Below are 17,717 nucleotides of genomic sequence, written 5' to 3' on the forward strand. Positions count from 1 at the left end.
TCGGATTTCTCGTCTCAGGTGCGGGTTGCGGCGCCGGCTTCGGCCAGCGCGCGGCGGATGCGGTTGACGATGGTCCAGGCCACCAGCACCGCGACGATCGGCATGAGCCATGCACTCCATGCCGGCAGCGGGCCGCCGAGCGCGATGTAGAGGCCGAGCGCACCGAACACGAAGGCCCGGTCGCTCTTGCCGAGCGGACCGTCGTAGCGGCGCGAGGCGCCCACCGTCGGGCCCAGCGCGCCGGTGAACTCGCTCAAGCCCGCCAGCACGATCACGACGCCGACCCAGAAGGGGCTGAACGGTGCGACCAGCGCGAAGGGCAGGTAGAGCGCCGCATCGGAGAGCACGTCGGTCAGCTCGTTGAGAAAGGCGCCGAGCGCGCTCTGCTGGTTGTGCTCGCGCGCCAGCATGCCGTCGATCGCGTTGAAGGCCATGCGCAGGAACATCCAGAGCGGGATCAGCGCGAAGGCGGCCGGAGAGGGCGCGGCGAAGAAGAGCCAGAGGCCAAGCGCGACCGAGATCGCGCAGGCCGCCACGGTGACCTGGTTGGCCGTGACGCCCATGGCGTGCAGGCGCACGACCAGCGGCCGCAGCAGGGCCTGGAATCGCGGCTTCAGTTCGTAGATCGACACGCTTCTCGTACCCTCCTCGGTCGCGCATTCTGCACGAGGCATCCGTCTCGGAGGCCCCGGTGCTGCACTCGGATGGCCGTTCGGCCGACTAAACTGTTCCTTCAGCCTACCGCCCATGACCATCCAGACCGACGATTTCGCTCCGGCCCCGCAACGCGTGGTCTCCGCCGCGCCCGCCTCGCCCAACGAAGAGGCGATCGAGCGCGCCCTGCGGCCCAAGTTGCTCGACGAGTACGTCGGCCAGGCCAAGGTGCGCGAGCAGCTCGAGATCTTCATCGGCGCCGCCCGCCACCGCGCCGAGGCGCTCGACCACGTGCTGCTCTTCGGCCCGCCGGGCCTCGGCAAGACCACGCTCTCTCACATCATCGCGGCCGAGCTCGGCGTGAACCTGCGCCAGACCTCGGGCCCGGTGCTCGAGAAGCCCAAGGATCTGGCGGCGCTCCTCACCAACCTCGAGCGCAACGACGTGCTCTTCATCGACGAGATTCACCGCCTCTCGCCGGTGGTCGAGGAAATCCTCTACCCGGCGCTGGAGGACTACCAGATCGACATCATGATCGGCGAGGGCCCGGCGGCGCGCAGCATCAAGCTCGACCTGCAGCCCTTCACGCTGGTCGGCGCCACCACGCGCGCCGGCATGCTGACCAATCCGCTGCGCGATCGCTTCGGCATCGTCGCGCGGCTGGAGTTCTACACGGCCGAGGAACTGGCGCGCATCGTGCGCCGCAGCGCCGGTTTGCTGGCCGTGCCGATGGACGAGGCCGGCGGCCTCGAGATCGCACGCCGCTCGCGCGGCACGCCGCGCATCGCCAACCGCCTGCTGCGCCGCGTGCGCGACTATGCGCAGGTCAAGGGCGACGGGCGCATCACCGAAGACCTGGCCCACAAGGCGCTGGCCATGCTCGATGTCGACCCGCAGGGCTTCGACCTGATGGACCGCAAGCTGCTGGAGGCCGTCATCCACCGCTTCGACGGCGGTCCGGTCGGGCTGGACAACATCGCGGCCAGCATCGGCGAGGAGGCCGGCACCATCGAGGACGTGATCGAGCCCTACCTGATCCAGCAGGGCTACCTGCAGCGCACGCCGCGCGGGCGCATCGCCACGCTGGCCGCGTACCGGCATCTGGGCGTCGCGGCGCCGCAGCGCGACGGCGACATGTTCGGCAATTGAGGGTCTTTCATGCATACGCACGATCTCAGCGGGTGGCAGCACGAACACCGATTCCAGGGCGACAGCCATGCCGCCGAACGCAGCACGCGGCTCGTGATGTGGATCACGGCCGCCGCCATGCTGCTGGAAATCGGCGCCGGCTGGTGGTTCAACTCGATGGCGCTCTTGGCCGACGGCTGGCACATGAGTTCGCACGCCGTGGCCATCGGGCTCAGCGCCTTCGCCTATGCGGCGGCGCGGCGCTATGCCGGCGACCGGCGCTTCGCCTTCGGTACCTGGAAGATCGAAGTGCTGGGTGGCTTTGCGAGCGCGCTGTTCCTGCTCGGCGTCGCGGTGCTGATGGTGGTGGGTTCGCTCGAGCGGCTGTGGTCGCCCGTTGCGATCCACTACAAGGAAGCGATCGTCGTGGCCGTGCTGGGGCTGCTGGTCAACCTGCTTTGCGCGCGGCTGCTCGGTGGTGCGCATCACCACCACGACCACGCCCATCACGACCACGACCACGCGCACGATCACGGCCATGACCTGAACCTGCGCTCCGCCTACCTGCACGTCGTGGCCGACGCCGCGACCTCGGTGCTCGCCATCGTCGCGCTCGCCGGCGGTTGGCTCTACGGCTGGGCCTGGCTCGATCCGCTGATGGGCATCGTCGGTGCCGTGCTGGTCGCGAGCTGGGCGCGGGGATTGCTTGTCGAAACCGGCAAGGTGCTGCTCGACCGCGAGATGGACCATCCGGTGGTCGACGAGATCCGCGAGGGCGTGGAGCAGGGCTTGGCGGATTCGGAAACGCGCGTGGCCGATCTGCACGTGTGGCGCGTCGGCCAGGGCGCCTATGCGTGCGCATTGAGCGTTGTCACGCATTCGTCAACGCTGACGCCCGATGACGTTCGTGCGACCTTTTCGATGCACGAGGAAATCAGGCACTCGACCATCGAGATTCACCGCTGCGCGGCCGGATGACAGCGCCGCCGTGGCGCATTTGCACTGTCATTGAAGCTTCACCGCGCCGCCACGGCGCCGTCATCCGCGCTGGCGACGATGACGACCCATGCAACGCGATGACGCTTTTCTTAGTGCATGGCGCAACACGGCCGACCTGTCCTCCTCCGCGGAAGACGAGGAAGTCACGCGTCCTCCCCAACGCTATCGCACCCTCTGGATTTCCGACCTGCACCTGGGCACGCCCGGCTGCCAGGCGAAGGCGCTGCTCGACTTCCTGAAGCACACCGAGTGCGAGACCCTGTTCCTGGTCGGCGACATCATCGACGGCTGGCAGCTGCGCCGCCACTGGTACTGGCCGCAGCCGCACAACGATGTGATCCAGAAGCTGCTGCGCAAGGCGCGCAAGGGCACGCGCGTGATCTTCATTCCGGGCAACCACGACGAGTTCGCGCGCAAGTACCTGCATCACAACTTCGGCGGCATCGACGTGGCCGACGAATGGATCCACGAGACGGCTGACGGCCGCAAGCTCTGGATCATGCACGGCGACCTGTTCGATGGCGTGATCCAGTGCGCGAAGTGGCTGGCCCACGTGGGAGACTCGCTCTACGAGTTCACGCTCAAGCTGAACCGGTATCTCAACTCGCTGCGTGCGCGCCTGGGGTTGCCTTACTGGTCGCTGTCCAAGTACCTGAAGCAGAAGGTCAAGCGCGCGGTCAGCTATGTCGGCGACTTCGAGAACGCGGTGGCGCGCGAGGCCCGCAAGCGCGGCGTGCAGGGCGTGGTCTGCGGGCACATCCACCATGCCGAGCTGCGCGACATCGATGGCATCCTCTACGCCAACGACGGCGACTGGGTCGAGAGCCTCACGGCGCTGGCCGAGCATGCCGACGGCAGGCTCGAAATCCTGCACTGGGCAGAGCACATGCCGGTCGCGACCCGGGCCGGGCGGGCCGCTTCCCGGCGCGAGCCGGCGCACGCATGACGCGCGCGCCATCGACTTCCTCGCGCCACCCGGCCCAGCGAACCGTCGACCTCGTCTACTTCGACGCCGGCGGCGGGCACCGTGCCTCCGCGTTGGCGCTCGAGGCGGCCATCCAGCGCGAGGGCTTGCCCTGGACCGTGCGCCTGCTCAATCTGCGCGAAGTGCTGGATCCGAAGGACAGCTTTCGCAAGCTGACCGGCATGGACCCGGAGGACGTCTACAACAAGCGGCTCGCGCGCGGCTGGACGATCGGGCTGGCGCACGAGCTCAAGGTGCTGCAGGCCGTGATTCGCTGGGCCAAGCCGAAGCTGGTGCGCCCGCTGCAGCAGCACTGGCTGGCGACCGAGCCGGACATGGTGGTGTCGTTGATTCCGAACTTCAACCGGCCGCTCTACGAGTCGGTCGCCTCGGCGCTGCCGGGCGTGCCCTACGTGACGGTGCTGACCGATCTGGCCGATCACCCGCCGCACTTCTGGATAGAGAAAGGGCAGGACCAGCATTTCGTCTGCGGCTCGGAACGCGCCGTGCAGCAGGCACGTGAAGCGGGCTACACGGATGATCGCATCCATGCGACCTCGGGAATGATGATCCGTTCGGCCTTCTACGAGACAGAGTCCGTCGATCGGGCTGCCGAGCGCCGCCGCCTGGGGCTGGACCCCGATCGCCCAACCGGCCTGGTGCTCTTCGGCGGGCAAGGCTCCAAGGCCATGCTCGGCATCGCGAAGCGCCTGCCCGACACCCAGCTCATCCTGGCCTGCGGCCACAACGAAGCGCTCGCCAAAGCCTTGCGCGCACAACCGGCGCGCGCGCCGCGGCTGGTGCTGGGTTTCACGCCCGACGTCGCCCGCTACATGCAACTGGCCGACTTCTTCATCGGCAAGCCCGGCCCGGGCAGCGTCAGCGAGGCGGTGCAACTGCATCTGCCGGTGATCGTGGTGTGCAACAGCTGGACCTTGCCGCAGGAGCGCTACAACGCCCAATGGGTGCGCGAGCATGGGGTAGGCCTGGTATGCGCGAGCTATGCCAAGGTGCCCGGCGCGGTGGACGAACTGGTCCGCGATCTGGACAACTACCGCACCGCGACCCACAAGATGCACAACCGCGCAGTGTTCGAGCTGCCGGGAATCCTGCAGGGCATCCTGACACGCGCCGAAGCACTCGCCGGCGGTGAAGAATCGATCTCGGGGGTGGCGCTCGGCGCTCAGTGACCGAGCAGGCGCCGGAGCGCCTCGACCACCGCCGCACCCAATGCCACGGCGCACGCGAAGCCGGCCCACGTCGGGACGCGGCGAACCGGCTCGTGCGTCAGATGCGCCCGGTTGAGCGGCGCAAGGGAGGAGTAGTCGGACTCGTCCTCTGGCTCGTCTGGAGCATCATTGCCACGGAGTTTCATGTAGCACATTATGGCTACAGGCGAGCGCGATGTACGTGAGAAAAGTAGTACTTGTTGCTGGCTTTTTGTGTTGAACACTAGATCTTTGGTTTTCAAAAACAGTTAGGCTCACGGTCGTCGAAGCCAGCCATCAGGCTGGACGGCGAAACCGGGGGAATTGACTGTGAAGACATCGTGGGTTGCGGTCGCCGGCCTGGCGACGCTGGTGCTGTGCATGACGGGCTGCAAGGGCAGCGGTGCGCCCGCTGCGCAGCCTCAGGACAGCAATGGCAATGCTTCCGCCTCGCCGTCCTCGTCCGCCTCGGCCGATGCTGCTGCGACGCGGCGGCAGAACGACAAGACCTCCGAATTCCTCAGCGCCTGGCGGCCCAAGAACTAGGGGCGCCTCTACTCGCGCGATGCCAGCCGATCGCGCACCGCGGTCACGTGGTCGCCCACCTTGGACAGCGCGTCCTGCAGCTCGGTCTCGCTGCAGCGAAGCTGCTGGCACCAGTACTGCAGCTCGACGGGGTCGAGGGCATTGACCCGGCCGGGGTCCAGCGGCTTGAATTGACTCAGATCGTCGGGCATGGCGACTCCTCGTAGGCGATGTGCGGCCTGACTTTTTAGGCTCGCGCGCGGCTCTTGGCAAGGCAATGAAAAAAGCCCGCTACCGATGCGATAGCGGGCTTTTCTTGGCGGGTTTGGTGGCTCTTCACGGACTCGAACCGCGGACCTGTGGATTATGATTCCACAATTGAATGTATTCGCCAGCATTCGGCGTTATTGATACACTCCCATGAAATCAATATAAATCAACAACTTGCGGAGAGACTTCGCACTTCCCGTGTTGATCGAGATTGATTGGTTTTCGGTCAATCTGCTTACATGGCTGCTTACACCAACCGCCATGTAAGCGCTGGAGCTGTATGGAGCGAGTCAATTTCACGGCTGGGCGCGTCGCCGCCTTCAAGTGCCCGGAGGGCAAGGAGCAGGCCTTTCTCTGGGACAGCGGCGTCCCTGGCCTTGCCCTTCGTGTCACGACCAACGGAAGCAGGGCATACGTGTTTCAGAGCCGCTATCAAGGCAGCACAGTTCGGATGACGATCGGCAGTCCGGACGCCTGGAGAATCGGAGACGCCCAGGAAAAGGCCCGCCAACTTCAGCGCCAGATTGACGAAGGCCGTGATCCTCGGGCGGTGAAAGCAGAGACGATCGCCGCCGACGTTGCCAAGCGCAAGGCGGTGAAGGGTGAGGCGCTCACGGTCGGCGAAGTCTGGGCGACCTACCTTGCGGACCGTAAGCCCCGGTGGGGCGACATCCATTACAAGGACCATGTGAAGCTCTCCAAGGCCGGCGGTGAGAAGGCCAAGAGGGGCACCCGCGGGCTTGGCGTGACGATCGCCGGCCCGCTCCACCCGCTGATGACCGTGCGCCTGCGCGAACTCGATTCGCCTACGATCGAGCGATGGGCCGCCACGCAGACGAAGACCCGCCCAGCCTCGGCGCGGCTTTCTTGGCGGCTTCTGCAGGTGTTCCTGACCTGGTGCAGCGAGCAGCCGGAGTACGCGCACCTCGTGCCTGCGAAGAACCCCGCAAAGACCCAGAAGACACGCGAGACTCTGGGCACCTCAGGCGTCAAGAAGGACGCCCTGCAGCGTGAGCAGTTGGAGGCTTGGTTTAAGTCCGTCCGAGAAATTGGTAGCCCCCTGATCTCGGCCTACTTGCAGTGCCTATTGCTGATCGGGAGCCGACCTGGCGAACTGCTAGTGCTTCGCTGGGAGGACGTCAACTGGCAATGGAAGGGGATGGTGATCCGTGACAAGGTGGAAGGCGCGAGGGAGATTCCCCTGACGCCCTACGTCGCGAGCTTGCTCCAGTCATTGCCCAAGCGGAACGAGTTTGTTTTCTCGAGTGCCAAAGCCAAGAGCGGCGTGATGTCAGAGCCCAGAGAAATGCACGACCGAGCGTGCCGAGCAGCGGGTATTCCGAAAATGACGCAGCATGGGCTGCGTCGATCCTTCAAGAGTCTCAGCGAGTGGATGGAGATCCCCGCGGGAGTGGTCGCCCAGATCCAAGGGCACAAGCCAAGCGCGACCGCGGAAAAGCACTACACCGTGCGTCCGTTGGATCTTTTGCGCGTCCATCATGAGCGCATTGAGGCCTGGATCTTGGAGCAGGGCGCGGTACCGTTCGTGGCTTCAGAGACGCCGGTCCGTCTGAAGGTCGTCAGTTGAGTTTCTGCCCCAGCTAGGCCGACGGGCCGAAGAGCGGGCCACCTTCACCCGCCTGCTGATGCAACCTTCTGAAGGGCACCGGAAGGGGTGCGAGTGTGACTATCGGAGCAGACTTTTGGGACACGTTTAGCCTTCACGATGCTGCGTGTCTGATTGCGGGTGAGCCTCTCATCCCGCGGCTCGGAGTGAGCACGTTCGGCGAAATAATGAACGAGCTTCCTGCAAGTGCACGGCCAGTGTTCAAACGTCTGTGGATGGCCCTGGCGACAGGACGAGCGCATCAGCGTGGCGAACAGGAGTATGCGGGCTACGCCAAGGAGCAGACGTTGGCGATCCTTCCAATCGAGGAGGGCGACCAACATCTCCTTGTTACCCGGGCGGAACTTCATCGCTGGCTTCAGGCTGTCGGCCTCAGGACGGCGTATCTGTTTCTCCGACCCGAACCCCAGCCGTCCGTGGCTCCCGCGCCCCATATCGCCGAGACTACGCCAGCCGATTCGGCCGATGTCGTTGACACACGACCGGACGAACCTGCAAAGGAAAGGCGGGCCCGTCGATATCGGGCCTGCATCGATGCAGGTCTGGAAATGCCAGACAACGACTATTCCCCGTTGCCCCGGGGAATTGTGCGCCTCGCCAAGGCCGAAGGCATCACAAGACAGTCCTACTCCGAAGACATCAAAGCGCACATCCGATATCTGGCCCAAACCGTCGACAGGTAAAGCGGCAGGCAAAAAGCAGGCAATCGGCAGGCGCCTCCCTGCCGTTTCGTGTGAATGATTGACAACCGTTCGGTGCTGTAGATCTTCATTCCGGGGAGCGGCATCGATTGGAGATGCCAATGCAAACCTCACTTCCGAGCGCCGCGACGCTCGCCAAGCGCGAGAAAAAGCCGTGCACCGCGGCGGCCGTATTTCCCCCCCTCGAGTCGCTGAACAGGCCCACGGTGCGCACGGAAGAGGCGGCTTTCTACCTCAATCGTCGCCCCCAGACCTTGCGCGGCTGGGCATGCTTCGAAGATGGGCCAATCCGCTGCCTGCGAGTGCACGGCCGCCTCGCTTGGAAAGTCGCCGACATCAAGCGCGTCCTGGGGGTGGCCTGATGTTCAACACACTCAAGGTGATGATTCCCAAGAATGATGAAGCCCGCGATCCGATCAAATCTTTCAAGGTCATCATCGCCGCCACGGGGCTCCAGCCTCCGGCAGACCTGATCGCAGATGGCCGCGTGCACATGTTCAGTCCCGATGGCGATGGCACGCCGTGCGATGCCTGGTACATCTTGCGCCGTGAGGGACCTCGAGCCGGCGCGTTCGGCTGCCAGCGAAAGAAGATGACGTTGGCCTGGAGGCCGGGCGGCGTAAAGCCCGCAGCCAAGGATCAACGCGCCGCGGAACTCAGCAACCTGCGCGCACGCCTGAGTGCCTTTTCAGGAGCCATCGTTTCGGCGGGTGTGCGCCAAGATTGGGAGATCTCGCCGCGCTATGCGGACTTCCTACTGCGCACGGCTGAGCGCATGGTCGAACTGGGCGCGCAGCCCGGCCTCGATGACCCATTGACGGCAGAGGGCCGCCAGCAGTGAAGCTCGTGCCAAAGAACTGGAAATCGTTCCAGCATTACAAGGACCGCGCTCCGCCGTGGATCAAACTGCATCGCTCGTTGCTGGACGACCGACAGTACCAACGCCTGCCGCTCGCCAGCCGGGCGCTTGCGCCGATGCTGTGGCTACTCGCGGCCGAAGCGAAGGATGGCGCGTTCGAGGGCGCTGTCGAAGAACTGGCATTTCGGCTGCGCACGACAGAAGGCGAGATCGAAGCCGGCCTGAAGCCGCTGATCGATGCCAGCTTCTTCGCCGTTGAGGAGCAGAACGCTATCGCATCGCCACAATCGCGCGAGCAGGGCGCTGACGTGGCGCTTGCGCCGTGCTATCAAGCTGCAAGCAACACGCTAGCAGACTGCGAGCGTGTTGCTACCCCAGAGACAGAGGGAGAGACAGAGGGAGAGGCAGATGGAAAAAACTCTGCTGCCGCAGAGCCCTCGGCATCCGCCGACTCGTGCCCGCACCAGCAGATCATCGAACTGTTCCACGAGGTGCTGCCGGCTGCGCGGCGTGTTCGCGAATGGACGCCGGCACGTCAGCAAGCTCTGCGCGCACGCTGGCGCGAGAAGCCTGAGCGCCAAAACCTCAACTGGTGGCGGAAGTTCTTCGGCTATGTGTCAGCGTCAGAATTCCTTTGCGGCCGGACCACGCCGGCGCCCGGTCGCAAACCGTTCGATCTGAGCCTGGACTGGCTTTGCAGGTCCGAGAACCTCGTGAAGGTCGTCGAAGGTGCGTATGAGAACTGAGGCCGCTCCGACCATTGGCACGATGCCGTACAGCCTTGAAGCTGAAGCTGCCGTGATCGGTGCGGTGCTTCTCGACAACGAAGCGCTGGCGCGCGTGAGCGATCTCGCCCCGACGATGTTCTATGCGGCGTTCCACGCCGACGCACTCCGCACCATCCTGGCGATGGCCGCAGCCGGTCAGCCCTTCGACGTGATCGCCGTATTCGACGCCATGCGCGCCGCCGGCAAGGCCGAGCAAGATGGACTTTCACGCCTGAACGAAATGGCGCAGTACGTTCCGTCGGCGGCCACCATCCGCCGCCATGCCGCCATCGTCGTCGAGCGCCACCGCCAACGCGAACTCGTGCGCGCCGGCATGGAGATCGCCGAGCTCGGCGCGTCAGCAGAGTCGGCGGCGGAGCAGATCGACAAGGCGCAGATGATGCTCGCCAAGCTCGCGACCGCAAAGTCGAAGCGCGAGCCGCAGCACATCAGCGAATCACTGATCGACTATCTCGCGCTGCTGAATGACTTGAGCGAAGGAAAAAACCCGGCCATCCCAACCGGCATCGACGGGCTCGATCGCTTGCTCAACGGTGGCCTCCGGCGCGGCGAGATGATGGTGATCGGCGCCCGGCCCAAACACGGCAAGACCGCGCTGGCCTTGGCGCTGGCGCGGGCGATGGCCCGCGAGTACGGCGTGCTGTTTCTGTCGCAGGAAATGCCGATCAGCCAGCTCATGCACCGCCACACGGCCGCCGCGGGTTCGTTCGACCTGGGCCGCATCCTGCGCGCCGATCCCAACGACCATGAGATGTGGACCGCCGTTACGTGTGCGGCCGAGCGTCTGGGTGAATTGCACCTCGTGCACGACGATCAGGCCGGCCTGACCTTGCTCGACATCCGGCGCAAGGCCATGAAGGTTCGGCGCGAGCACGGCCTCGACGTGCTGTTTGTCGACTTCCTGCAGCTCATGGCCGGCGGCGGCGAAGAGAACCGCAATCGCGAGCTGGATATCATCGCCAACGGCCTGAAGGCGCTGGCGATGGACCTGGGCATCGCGGTCGTGTTGCTGTCGCAGATGTCGCGCAAGGCTGATGAGCACTACGGCGGCCCGAGCATGACCCACCTGCGCGACAGCGGCGCAATCGAGGCCGCGGCCGATCAAGTGGCGCTGCTGTTCACGGACCACGCGCACCCGCTGAGCAAGCACGAGCCGGCGTTCGCCGGGTATTGCGAACTGGAGATCGTCGCGCACCGCAACGGCCCGCAAGGTCTGGTGCCGCTGCACTTCAACGGGAAATACCAGCAGATCGCGGACTGGGAAGGCGCGCCGCCAAGCCGGCCGGCCATCGCCAAGTCCGCCAACCGAGGGATGCCGACATGACCGACGCCGAAAAGCAATCGGCCCGCTCGGCGAAAGCAACCAGCCAGTCGTCCATGAGCATCCTCCAGTAGTCTGCAAAGGATAGCGAGTGCAGACTTGCTGAGCGATTCATCGAGGCGAACGCCCAGGCTGGTTGCAGAAACCGACGCTCCAACAGGGACGATCTCGGAACCAAGATCAACGCCTCGCGCCGAATCGCTGGTGTCCAAGGCCATGGTTTCCAGCGTGGTTTCCAAGGAAACCAGGTCTCCGCTCAGATCAGTGCGTCTTCAGGTTTGCCGTCCGCTGGCCCAGCGTCGAACAGTTCCACGGGCGCCAGCTTGAGCAGCTTCTTGGCCTCTTCGACTGTACGGGCCAATCACAGGTCGACATCGCCCCGCTCGAGCGGAATCACAGAGCGCTTGTCCTGTTAGCGCGGCCCGTGTCGAGGATCCAACGGCTCAGAACGGCCCAAGACCGGAACTTCCCGCCTCCCGCCCATCCCATTCAGAACACGCAACCTGGAGAGCCCGATGGGAGTTCCCAACATGAGCAAGGAGCGGTATGACTCACTGTCGAAGGGGCAGCGCGTGGCCTACTGGGCAGTTTTCGCTCTTGCTTGCGCCGCCATCGGCTACTTCCTCTTTTTGTACTAGCCATCAGGCAACAATCGGCCAGGACTGAACTGGCGACCGCAGCTAGAGGCATCTTCGGCGCCCGGCGGCGTTTCCTTTGCAAGATATTCAAAACTTCCAACCGGCCAGGCGCTGATTCTGGCCAATCGAAGTTCCTATGGCGACCCGAACGACTGCTTGTTGCTCCTCGTGCGCCTCGGTTGGCATGGCTGCCTTAAGCCGTTCACAATCCTCGGCGGAAGGGTTTCCATGGATGCCATGTTGGTCAAGTCCGCCGTCAAAGACTTCTTCAAGGAGTGGAACGAGACACTCTCCGGAATGGACGCAGGGCTATCCCTCTTGGCAGGCCTTGCCGCCGCACTTTGCTGGCTAGCTCTGAAAGCCCCGAAGTTCATTCGGGATGTTGTCATTCCTTGGTGGGAACGGCGACATTCTGGGCAAAGGGGCCCAAATCGAGCGCTCCGGCGAGCGGAGAAGCTGTCGCAGAGACGAAATGGGGACTCAGACCGGGAATTCCTGGGCAAACTCCAAAAGGCGAGGGAGCTCTATCGGCGAAGTGGCGACCTTAGGAAACTGGCGTGGGCAACCCACAACGCGGTATTGCTTGTAAGCGACACAGCATCAGAGGCCTATGACGAAGGTAAGACAATCGAACTCGCCAAGAGCGCGGGTCAGCTTTTTGACGCGGTCGGCCAAACGTACTTCGCGGCTGGAAACTACGAAAGGGCCGCAGTAGCGCTAGAGCGTCGGGGCGAAACGTCCGATTTGACAGAAGCGGCCCAGCTTCGTGATACGGCGGCAAGCCGTTTGGAGGAACTGTGCCATCCGGAAGCGGTGGAAAGCAACAGGCAGACTGCGCTCCGGCTGAGTCGCGAAGCGGCAGAGCGGCAGGCAGCCATCGATAGCATTATTGGGAAATAGGAAAGCGTGATGCGCGGCGTCGGCACTGGCGCATGCCTAGTTGGCTTCAAACCGTCCTTGCCCTCGCCGACGAACTTCTTTGCGAAGTAGGACGCCTTGTTGATGGCCACGGCCATCAGCGAAGCCCACTTCTTGACTGCTTGAGGGTCGTTGACCCGATCAGAGTACGCACGATTCGCGCTCCTGCCGGCTTGCCGCTCGGTAGCGCGTCTTGCGCATGACCCAGGAAAGGCCCCGGGTGGCTTCGGGTTCGCTCCCGCGTATCAATGCGTCTGCGAACTTGTTTCGTCGTAGCCTGTAGCAGACTTTCTGAAAAGCAACACCCCTCGAATAGGAAAAATTTCATTCTTCGTCGCTCGGCGCCTTTTTGGTTTCAGCCGCTGACCGGATCGCATCCTCGAGATCAGCAGTTGCTTGAACGACCCTACGAAGGATGTCGGCCGTTTGATCTCGCAAGACGCTGCTGTCGCCTTCCAGTCCGAGTTCTTCACGCGCCCGGTACATGAATTCCTGAGCGTCCATCAGGAGCCCATTGGCTTCAGGCAACAGATACCTGCGGAACTCCTGTGCCAGCGAGTCGTGCTGGGCCCGCGCTGCTGCCACCTCCAACATGGCTTCCAGCACGATCTGCTCACTCCGCACCTTTTCATCTCTGATGCCGCTCACTACCTTTGGGCCTGCACCTCTTATCTCAGCATGCTCTTGGGTGGCTTTCAGCCGATCCCTTTCAGCAGCAGCCCGCTCCCGCCTTCCCTCTGCTCTTTCGATGCGCCGTTTGGCTTTGTGCAGTTCGGGCAACCTGGCAAGCAACCTGAAGAACAACTCGTTGACTTTGGAATGCAGCTCGCGCGCATGGAATGCTGTCTCTACTTCGCTCAGCAACCACGTCTTGTGGACAGCCGCCCCAAACAGACGCAGCACCTCCGCGTACTCCGTTTTCCTTATGTCGATGTCAGGTAAGGTGGCAAACATCCCCATGACCTTCAGGTACTGGTCGATCAGCTCGCTGTAAAGCACTTTCCTCGCCTGCATCAGCCGAGCACGTTGAGCTTCGTCGCTGGAATGCTGGCGATCAACATTTGCCTGCTCGGCAGCATGCTCACGTTCGATCCCAGCCTGCTCCCTACTGTGGTCCCGCTCAGTCTTCGCGAGCTCCCGAGAGTGGTCGCGCTCTTCCTTGGCGAGAACTGCAGCGTGCTGAAGATCTCGCGATCGGAGCTTCGAGGTAATCGCAACGGTCACTACCACACCGACCAAGGCCAAACTTGCTCCGACGACGGTCGGGTGCTCGTAGAGAGGGGGCTCAGGCTTTGGCTCGGGAGCGAGCTTGATAGTCAGCGGGATCGGCGGCGGCATGGCCACTGTCGCCTGGGAAGGGGCGGCGAGCGCGGGCGCGGAGGCAGCATGTGAGGGGATGGCGACGGGAGAGCTGGTAGCCATTAGACGCAGCGGAATTGGATCTCAGCAGAAGCGTTGTTCAACGCGATCGCATCGACAGCGCTCGATGTGAGCGGCTCAACCTGCTTCCCGGTCTTTGCGCAGAAGACGCTCGCTTCGGCGTAGAGCTCGGCCTTCAGCTTGCTTCCGCTGTAGACCAGCGGCCCGCCCATTTTCGAGCTCATGTAGGTCCCGCTTCCGATCGGCACGATGCCGGTGGGCGATGCGCACCCGGCCGCGAGCACGGCGCCGAGCGCTGCGGCGATTCTCCAATTCGACATGTCTTCTCCTGTGAGGCGCCATCGCGGCGCGCGCCGATTATGGCAACCCTCAAGGCGCCCGTGCACTCACATCAGGCCGGTGGTTCCGCGGCAGCCCGCTCGGGCTCCCCGTTCGTTTGCGCGCACGGTTCGTCAATCGCAACGTCTTCCGCTGAGAGTCCGATGGACGCGCCAAAGCGCTACGGCAGAATGCGGAGAGCTGTACGTTGGGATTTGACTTCGTGCGGCTCAAGCGGAACTCATTTCGTCTAAATATGGCCGGCAAACGACACCACTTCATTCCCCAATTTCTTCAGCGCGGCTTCGCTAGCCTTGGGGACGTCCACAATGCCTGGGTCTTTCACAAGGAACGGTCGGCGATCAATACAAATATCAAAAATATCGCCATTGAGGGGCAGTTTTACGCTCATGAGGGCGATACGTCTGTGGACGACAAGATCACAGATGTCGAGGGATCATTGGCGGCGTTCGTGACGAAGTTGTGTGGTGCGCCGGACGGCACAGCAGTAGATTCACATAAGGCAGCCGAGTTGATTAACCACTCGCTCGTCCGCACGCGGCACGTACGCCAGAACTTTCAGAGGACGAGCGAGCAGTTGTTGCGGAAGACGTACGCCGCGCTGATGGATCCAGAGAAGCTGACGGCAGTACTTATCCGCCACATCCAAACCGACGAGAACTTTCCCAACCTCGTTCGCAAGCGACTGGTCCTAGAACTCGCCAATGTTGTTCCCGAGGAACAAATAGCCGAAGCGGTGGAAGCTTTATTGCCCGCTGCTATCCAACACTTGGCGGCAGCAATGCCGGATGAGATCCGGCGCACTGCGCCCGACCATGCCAGAGCTCTTGAAGCCGAGGCAAAAATGGCCTTCGAGTCATCCCTTCTGCGAGAAGCTGTCAAGCAAGCGCATTTGAAGGCACTGCGGCTCCCTAGCGCGCCCACTACCAGAGAGGATGCGTTTGCCGAGCTGACCTTCGAAGTCCGAAGGTTCGCAGAAGGGGACATCATCCTCGGGGATTCGGTAGCGGTGTATGCAGTGACCGGCGAGCGCAAGGTTACCCCGCTCAACGACAGCGCCACTCCGATGATCGGGGTCCTTCTCCCCTTGGACCCGGAAACCTGCCTTATAGGAGAGCTGGGCGAGCCTTGCGAGAGTTTTTCCACTGCTGCGAGCATTAGAAGATCGATTGCGGAGTGCTCCCTAGAATTTTTTGTAGCGCACAGAGATTCAATTGACAACCGCCAACTTGTCGCGGACATCGGCAAGAGTGCACACCTCCTAAGTCAGGACGATGTGGACGACATCATGAAAAGCCTAAACCTCGCAGGTGACGACACCCACCCCAACTGAGTAGCCGATGTCAGCAGTCAGAGTCCGATCGCCGGCCATCCGAATCCGATTTGCGCTGAGCGCTGAAGCTAAACGCAACTGTCGCCGACCCCATGTAGGGTTCGCCTGATTCCCAAGCACCGGGAACACTCCCGGCCATGCACTCGTCCCCTGCTGGCAAAAAGCCCCATGTCTCGAAGAAGAGCACCAATCCCGCACCTCGTCAGGAGGCTGCGGGTGTTTCCACTGGTGCGAAGAAGAAGCCCGCCGCCACCAAGGCGCCAACCAAGCCCAAGACCGCCATGGGGCTTCCAGTGGTCTCCCTTGAACCGCGACAACAGCGTTTCGTCGATGAGTACCTCATTGACCTGAACGCGACCCAGGCAGCCATCCGGGCCGGCTACAGCAAGAGGACCGCCCGGTCGATGGCCTGCGAAAACCTGACAAAACCTGACATTCAGGTTGCGATCTCGGCGGCGCGAGCGGAGCAGCAGGAGCGCACCCAGATCACCGCCGACGCCGTCCTGCGCGAAGCCTGGAACATTGCCGTTGCCGATGTGCGCGAGCTGGTGCAGGTGAAGGTCGGTTGCTGCCGCCATTGCCACGGTGAAGGCTTCCGCCGCCAGCGCACCCTGTCTGAGTACAACCACGACCGCGAGGCATTCGCCAAGAAGGGTGGTGAGGCGGCCGAGTTCGAGGAGGAGGGCGGAATTGGCTTCAACACACTGCGCCGGCCGAACCCGGAATGCCCGGAGTGCGGAGGCGACGGCCAGGCCCGCGTCGTTATCATGGACACGCGCGACCTCTCCAAGCAGGCCATTGCCATCTATGCGGGCGCCAAGACCACGAAGTACGGCATCGAGGTCCTGCTGAACTCGAAGGACGCCGCGCTGGAGAAGCTCTTCAAGCACCTGGGCCTCTACGAGAAGGACAACCAGCAGCGCGTCGACCCGCTGGCCAGCCTCCTGCACACGATTGCCAGCGGCAACTCCAGCGGCTTCAAGCCCGTGGCGCGTGACCCCGAGCACGGCGAGAAGGACTGAGGCGATCGAGATCGCAGTCCGCCACGATGACCCGCTGCTCCCGCTCCCTCAAGACGAAGTTAGCCGGTTGGTTCCCTGCGTCGTTGAGCCAGTCTGCTTGCGGAACATCGCTTCCAGCGCGGCGTCTTTCTCGCGCTCCCATGGCTCCACGTTTGCCCCGTGTTCCGGTTTCAGCAGGATCAACTCGCTGAGGACGACTTCTTCCGCCTCGTGCTGCTGGAACCCTTGCTGCATCAGTTCCACCACCCGCTCCTGCGCGAGTTTCCCCGCCGTCTGGAGTGCTTGCTCCAGTTCGTGGTCCGCCTTGAGCGCCGCCACCTTTTTCGGCAGCCAGGTCGCCCAGTGCTTGCGGGCCATCGTTGCGTACCGGGGTGCGCCCATCGTCATTCTCCTGGTTCCTTGGTTCAGTATCTGCCTCGGGCCCAGCTTTGACAATCTCACCCAGATCGGCCGATTTAAACTCGCTCATGCGCGCCGCTTTCCGGCAACGCTGAGTCGAAGCACGCGCTTGCGTCCGCGCCAACGCATGTCCCTGACGGTGATTGGCAGCGCCTCGGTCAAGCTGGAGGCGGCGGCGTCGGCGGTCGTTTGGGCTGTTTGCCAGGTCGCGCCATCCCAGTTTGCATAGAAGAATCCAACCCGGCCACGGAGCTCCACCTGGTAAACGCCGACCCACACCGGCTTGACCGTCGATGGAATCCACCTGGTCACATTGCGTTGTCGCATGGCTGCTCCTTCGATTGGCCCTTGGGCTTTCGGTCGGGGCCGATCGCTCGACCTTCTAATGGGCGGTGCGTGGCTTGTGCAGTGGCCATACGAGGGGATAGGCTGTGATGGTCATATTTGAGGCTCAGTTGGTGGAGGCGCCGCTTATGGCGGAGCCGGAAACCGAGCTCCACTACAAAGGTCACGACGTCGCGATCACTCTGGTCGAGAGAGCAAGGACCTAGCATTGGTCGTATGTGATGGACGGCACGTCGCGCTTCGAGCTGCGACGGCCAGGGTTGCCGTCGAGCGAAGTGGCGCACCTGGAAGCGACCAGA

The 17,717-nt window shown here is 63.3% G+C and carries 21 protein-coding genes; 14 read left to right on the plus strand and 7 right to left on the minus strand.

The features are described from left to right. Window positions 1-14 precede the first annotated feature (14 nt). Complete coding sequence (locus tag ACSQ89_RS04875; protein WP_093109532.1) at window positions 15-632, minus strand: CDP-alcohol phosphatidyltransferase family protein; 618 nt, start codon at window positions 630-632, stop codon at window positions 15-17. A 115-nt stretch (window positions 633-747) separates the two neighbouring features. Between ACSQ89_RS04875 and ruvB the strand changes: the two genes are divergently transcribed. From ruvB to ACSQ89_RS04895, 4 genes are all read left to right on the plus strand, one after another. Then, on the plus strand, window positions 748-1,803 hold the full coding sequence (gene ruvB / locus ACSQ89_RS04880; protein ID WP_093109533.1) for a Holliday junction branch migration DNA helicase RuvB: 1,056 nt from the start codon (window positions 748-750) through the stop codon (window positions 1,801-1,803). A gap of 9 nt (window positions 1,804-1,812) precedes the next feature. Next, window positions 1,813-2,760: a CDF family Co(II)/Ni(II) efflux transporter DmeF gene (gene dmeF / locus ACSQ89_RS04885; protein ID WP_436293770.1), complete on the plus strand. Its 948-nt coding sequence runs from the start codon at window positions 1,813-1,815 to the stop codon at window positions 2,758-2,760. An 88-nt stretch (window positions 2,761-2,848) separates the two neighbouring features. Further along, window positions 2,849-3,727, plus strand: a complete 879-nt coding sequence (locus tag ACSQ89_RS04890; protein WP_436293769.1) for a UDP-2,3-diacylglucosamine diphosphatase — start codon at window positions 2,849-2,851, stop codon at window positions 3,725-3,727. Beyond that, a complete protein-coding gene (locus tag ACSQ89_RS04895) occupies window positions 3,724-4,935 on the plus strand; it encodes a glycosyltransferase (RefSeq protein ID WP_436293768.1) in 1,212 nt (403 codons plus the stop codon). The genes ACSQ89_RS04890 and ACSQ89_RS04895 overlap by 4 nt, the downstream gene beginning before the upstream one ends. On the opposite strand, the gene ACSQ89_RS04900 is transcribed toward ACSQ89_RS04895, so the two are convergent. Further along, on the minus strand, window positions 4,929-5,120 hold the full coding sequence (locus tag ACSQ89_RS04900) for a hypothetical protein (protein ID WP_139191730.1): 192 nt from the start codon (window positions 5,118-5,120) through the stop codon (window positions 4,929-4,931). The genes ACSQ89_RS04895 and ACSQ89_RS04900 overlap by 7 nt on opposite strands. Before the next feature lie 163 nt (window positions 5,121-5,283). Between ACSQ89_RS04900 and ACSQ89_RS04905 the strand changes: the two genes are divergently transcribed. Continuing rightward, a complete protein-coding gene (locus ACSQ89_RS04905) occupies window positions 5,284-5,499 on the plus strand; it encodes a hypothetical protein (RefSeq protein WP_093109538.1) in 216 nt (71 codons plus the stop codon). A gap of 8 nt (window positions 5,500-5,507) precedes the next feature. Here ACSQ89_RS04905 and ACSQ89_RS04910 read toward each other — a convergent pair whose 3' ends face one another. Continuing rightward, on the minus strand, window positions 5,508-5,690 hold the full coding sequence (locus ACSQ89_RS04910; RefSeq protein WP_436293767.1) for a DUF3606 domain-containing protein: 183 nt from the start codon (window positions 5,688-5,690) through the stop codon (window positions 5,508-5,510). Between the two features lie 338 nt (window positions 5,691-6,028). Here ACSQ89_RS04910 and ACSQ89_RS04915 point away from each other — a divergent pair, with 338 nt between their 5' ends. From ACSQ89_RS04915 to ACSQ89_RS04945, 7 genes are all read left to right on the plus strand, one after another. Next, on the plus strand, window positions 6,029-7,336 hold the full coding sequence (locus tag ACSQ89_RS04915; protein WP_436296103.1) for a tyrosine-type recombinase/integrase: 1,308 nt from the start codon (window positions 6,029-6,031) through the stop codon (window positions 7,334-7,336). A gap of 236 nt (window positions 7,337-7,572) precedes the next feature. Next, the gene (locus tag ACSQ89_RS04920) at window positions 7,573-8,058 is read left to right on the plus strand and encodes a hypothetical protein (RefSeq protein ID WP_436296104.1); all 486 of its coding nucleotides are present in this window, start codon (window positions 7,573-7,575) and stop codon (window positions 8,056-8,058) included. A gap of 119 nt (window positions 8,059-8,177) precedes the next feature. Beyond that, the gene (locus ACSQ89_RS04925) at window positions 8,178-8,438 is read left to right on the plus strand and encodes a hypothetical protein (RefSeq protein WP_436296105.1); all 261 of its coding nucleotides are present in this window, start codon (window positions 8,178-8,180) and stop codon (window positions 8,436-8,438) included. After that, window positions 8,438-8,917 carry a hypothetical protein gene (locus ACSQ89_RS04930; RefSeq protein WP_436296106.1) on the plus strand — a complete coding sequence of 160 codons (480 nt, stop codon included), beginning with the start codon at window positions 8,438-8,440 and terminating at the stop codon, window positions 8,915-8,917. Before ACSQ89_RS04925 ends, ACSQ89_RS04930 begins: the two co-directional genes overlap by 1 nt. Before the next feature lie 5 nt (window positions 8,918-8,922). After that, a complete protein-coding gene (locus ACSQ89_RS04935) occupies window positions 8,923-9,681 on the plus strand; it encodes a hypothetical protein (protein WP_436296107.1) in 759 nt (252 codons plus the stop codon). A 22-nt stretch (window positions 9,682-9,703) separates the two neighbouring features. Next, window positions 9,704-11,047 (plus strand): replicative DNA helicase, encoded by a 1,344-nt coding sequence (locus tag ACSQ89_RS04940; RefSeq protein ID WP_436296108.1) that lies wholly within the window; start codon window positions 9,704-9,706, stop codon window positions 11,045-11,047. Between the two features lie 863 nt (window positions 11,048-11,910). After that, window positions 11,911-12,582 carry a hypothetical protein gene (locus ACSQ89_RS04945; RefSeq protein WP_436296109.1) on the plus strand — a complete coding sequence of 224 codons (672 nt, stop codon included), beginning with the start codon at window positions 11,911-11,913 and terminating at the stop codon, window positions 12,580-12,582. A 342-nt stretch (window positions 12,583-12,924) separates the two neighbouring features. Here ACSQ89_RS04945 and ACSQ89_RS04950 read toward each other — a convergent pair whose 3' ends face one another. Together ACSQ89_RS04950 and ACSQ89_RS04955 are read right to left on the minus strand one after the other, a co-directional pair. Beyond that, window positions 12,925-13,938 carry a hypothetical protein gene (locus tag ACSQ89_RS04950; RefSeq protein WP_436296110.1) on the minus strand — a complete coding sequence of 338 codons (1,014 nt, stop codon included), beginning with the start codon at window positions 13,936-13,938 and terminating at the stop codon, window positions 12,925-12,927. Between the two features lie 83 nt (window positions 13,939-14,021). Then, the gene (locus ACSQ89_RS04955) at window positions 14,022-14,300 is read right to left on the minus strand and encodes a hypothetical protein (protein WP_436296111.1); all 279 of its coding nucleotides are present in this window, start codon (window positions 14,298-14,300) and stop codon (window positions 14,022-14,024) included. Between the two features lie 206 nt (window positions 14,301-14,506). Here ACSQ89_RS04955 and ACSQ89_RS04960 point away from each other — a divergent pair, with 206 nt between their 5' ends. After that, a complete protein-coding gene (locus ACSQ89_RS04960; RefSeq protein WP_436296112.1) occupies window positions 14,507-15,652 on the plus strand; it encodes a DUF4238 domain-containing protein in 1,146 nt (381 codons plus the stop codon). Window positions 15,653-15,789: 137 nt separating this feature from the next. Continuing rightward, window positions 15,790-16,674, plus strand: coding sequence for a terminase small subunit (locus ACSQ89_RS04965; protein WP_436296113.1), 885 nt, complete (start codon window positions 15,790-15,792; stop codon window positions 16,672-16,674). A 48-nt stretch (window positions 16,675-16,722) separates the two neighbouring features. Here the strand turns inward: ACSQ89_RS04965 and ACSQ89_RS04970 are convergent, their stop codons facing one another. Then, on the minus strand, window positions 16,723-17,061 hold the full coding sequence (locus ACSQ89_RS04970) for a hypothetical protein (protein ID WP_436296114.1): 339 nt from the start codon (window positions 17,059-17,061) through the stop codon (window positions 16,723-16,725). A gap of 78 nt (window positions 17,062-17,139) precedes the next feature. Further along, complete coding sequence (locus ACSQ89_RS04975) at window positions 17,140-17,400, minus strand: hypothetical protein (protein ID WP_436296115.1); 261 nt, start codon at window positions 17,398-17,400, stop codon at window positions 17,140-17,142. Window positions 17,401-17,717 lie beyond the last annotated feature (317 nt).

The organism is Variovorax sp. LjRoot175 (genome assembly GCF_964253805.1).
In the GTDB taxonomy this organism is placed as follows: Bacteria; Pseudomonadota; Gammaproteobacteria; order Burkholderiales; family Burkholderiaceae_C; genus Variovorax.

Bases quoted from the DNA above. Each gene is read 5' to 3' on its own strand.
- ruvB (WP_093109533.1), top strand. From the start codon at position 748: ATGACCATCCAGACCGACGATTTCGCTCCGGCCCCGCAACGCGTGGTC.
- dmeF (WP_436293770.1), top strand. From the start codon at position 1,813: ATGCATACGCACGATCTCAGCGGGTGGCAGCACGAACACCGATTCCAG.
- ACSQ89_RS04890 (WP_436293769.1), top strand. From the start codon at position 2,849: ATGCAACGCGATGACGCTTTTCTTAGTGCATGGCGCAACACGGCCGAC.
- ACSQ89_RS04895 (WP_436293768.1), top strand. From the start codon at position 3,724: ATGACGCGCGCGCCATCGACTTCCTCGCGCCACCCGGCCCAGCGAACC.
- ACSQ89_RS04900 (WP_139191730.1), bottom strand. From the start codon at position 5,120: ATGAAACTCCGTGGCAATGATGCTCCAGACGAGCCAGAGGACGAGTCC.
- ACSQ89_RS04910 (WP_436293767.1), bottom strand. From the start codon at position 5,690: ATGCCCGACGATCTGAGTCAATTCAAGCCGCTGGACCCCGGCCGGGTC.
- ACSQ89_RS04915 (WP_436296103.1), top strand. From the start codon at position 6,029: ATGGAGCGAGTCAATTTCACGGCTGGGCGCGTCGCCGCCTTCAAGTGC.
- ACSQ89_RS04925 (WP_436296105.1), top strand. From the start codon at position 8,178: ATGCAAACCTCACTTCCGAGCGCCGCGACGCTCGCCAAGCGCGAGAAA.
- ACSQ89_RS04930 (WP_436296106.1), top strand. From the start codon at position 8,438: ATGTTCAACACACTCAAGGTGATGATTCCCAAGAATGATGAAGCCCGC.
- ACSQ89_RS04940 (WP_436296108.1), top strand. From the start codon at position 9,704: ATGCCGTACAGCCTTGAAGCTGAAGCTGCCGTGATCGGTGCGGTGCTT.
- ACSQ89_RS04945 (WP_436296109.1), top strand. From the start codon at position 11,911: ATGGATGCCATGTTGGTCAAGTCCGCCGTCAAAGACTTCTTCAAGGAG.
- ACSQ89_RS04950 (WP_436296110.1), bottom strand. From the start codon at position 13,938: ATGCCGCCGCCGATCCCGCTGACTATCAAGCTCGCTCCCGAGCCAAAG.
- ACSQ89_RS04955 (WP_436296111.1), bottom strand. From the start codon at position 14,300: ATGTCGAATTGGAGAATCGCCGCAGCGCTCGGCGCCGTGCTCGCGGCC.
- ACSQ89_RS04965 (WP_436296113.1), top strand. From the start codon at position 15,790: ATGCACTCGTCCCCTGCTGGCAAAAAGCCCCATGTCTCGAAGAAGAGC.
- ACSQ89_RS04970 (WP_436296114.1), bottom strand. From the start codon at position 17,061: ATGACGATGGGCGCACCCCGGTACGCAACGATGGCCCGCAAGCACTGG.
- ACSQ89_RS04975 (WP_436296115.1), bottom strand. From the start codon at position 17,400: ATGCGACAACGCAATGTGACCAGGTGGATTCCATCGACGGTCAAGCCG.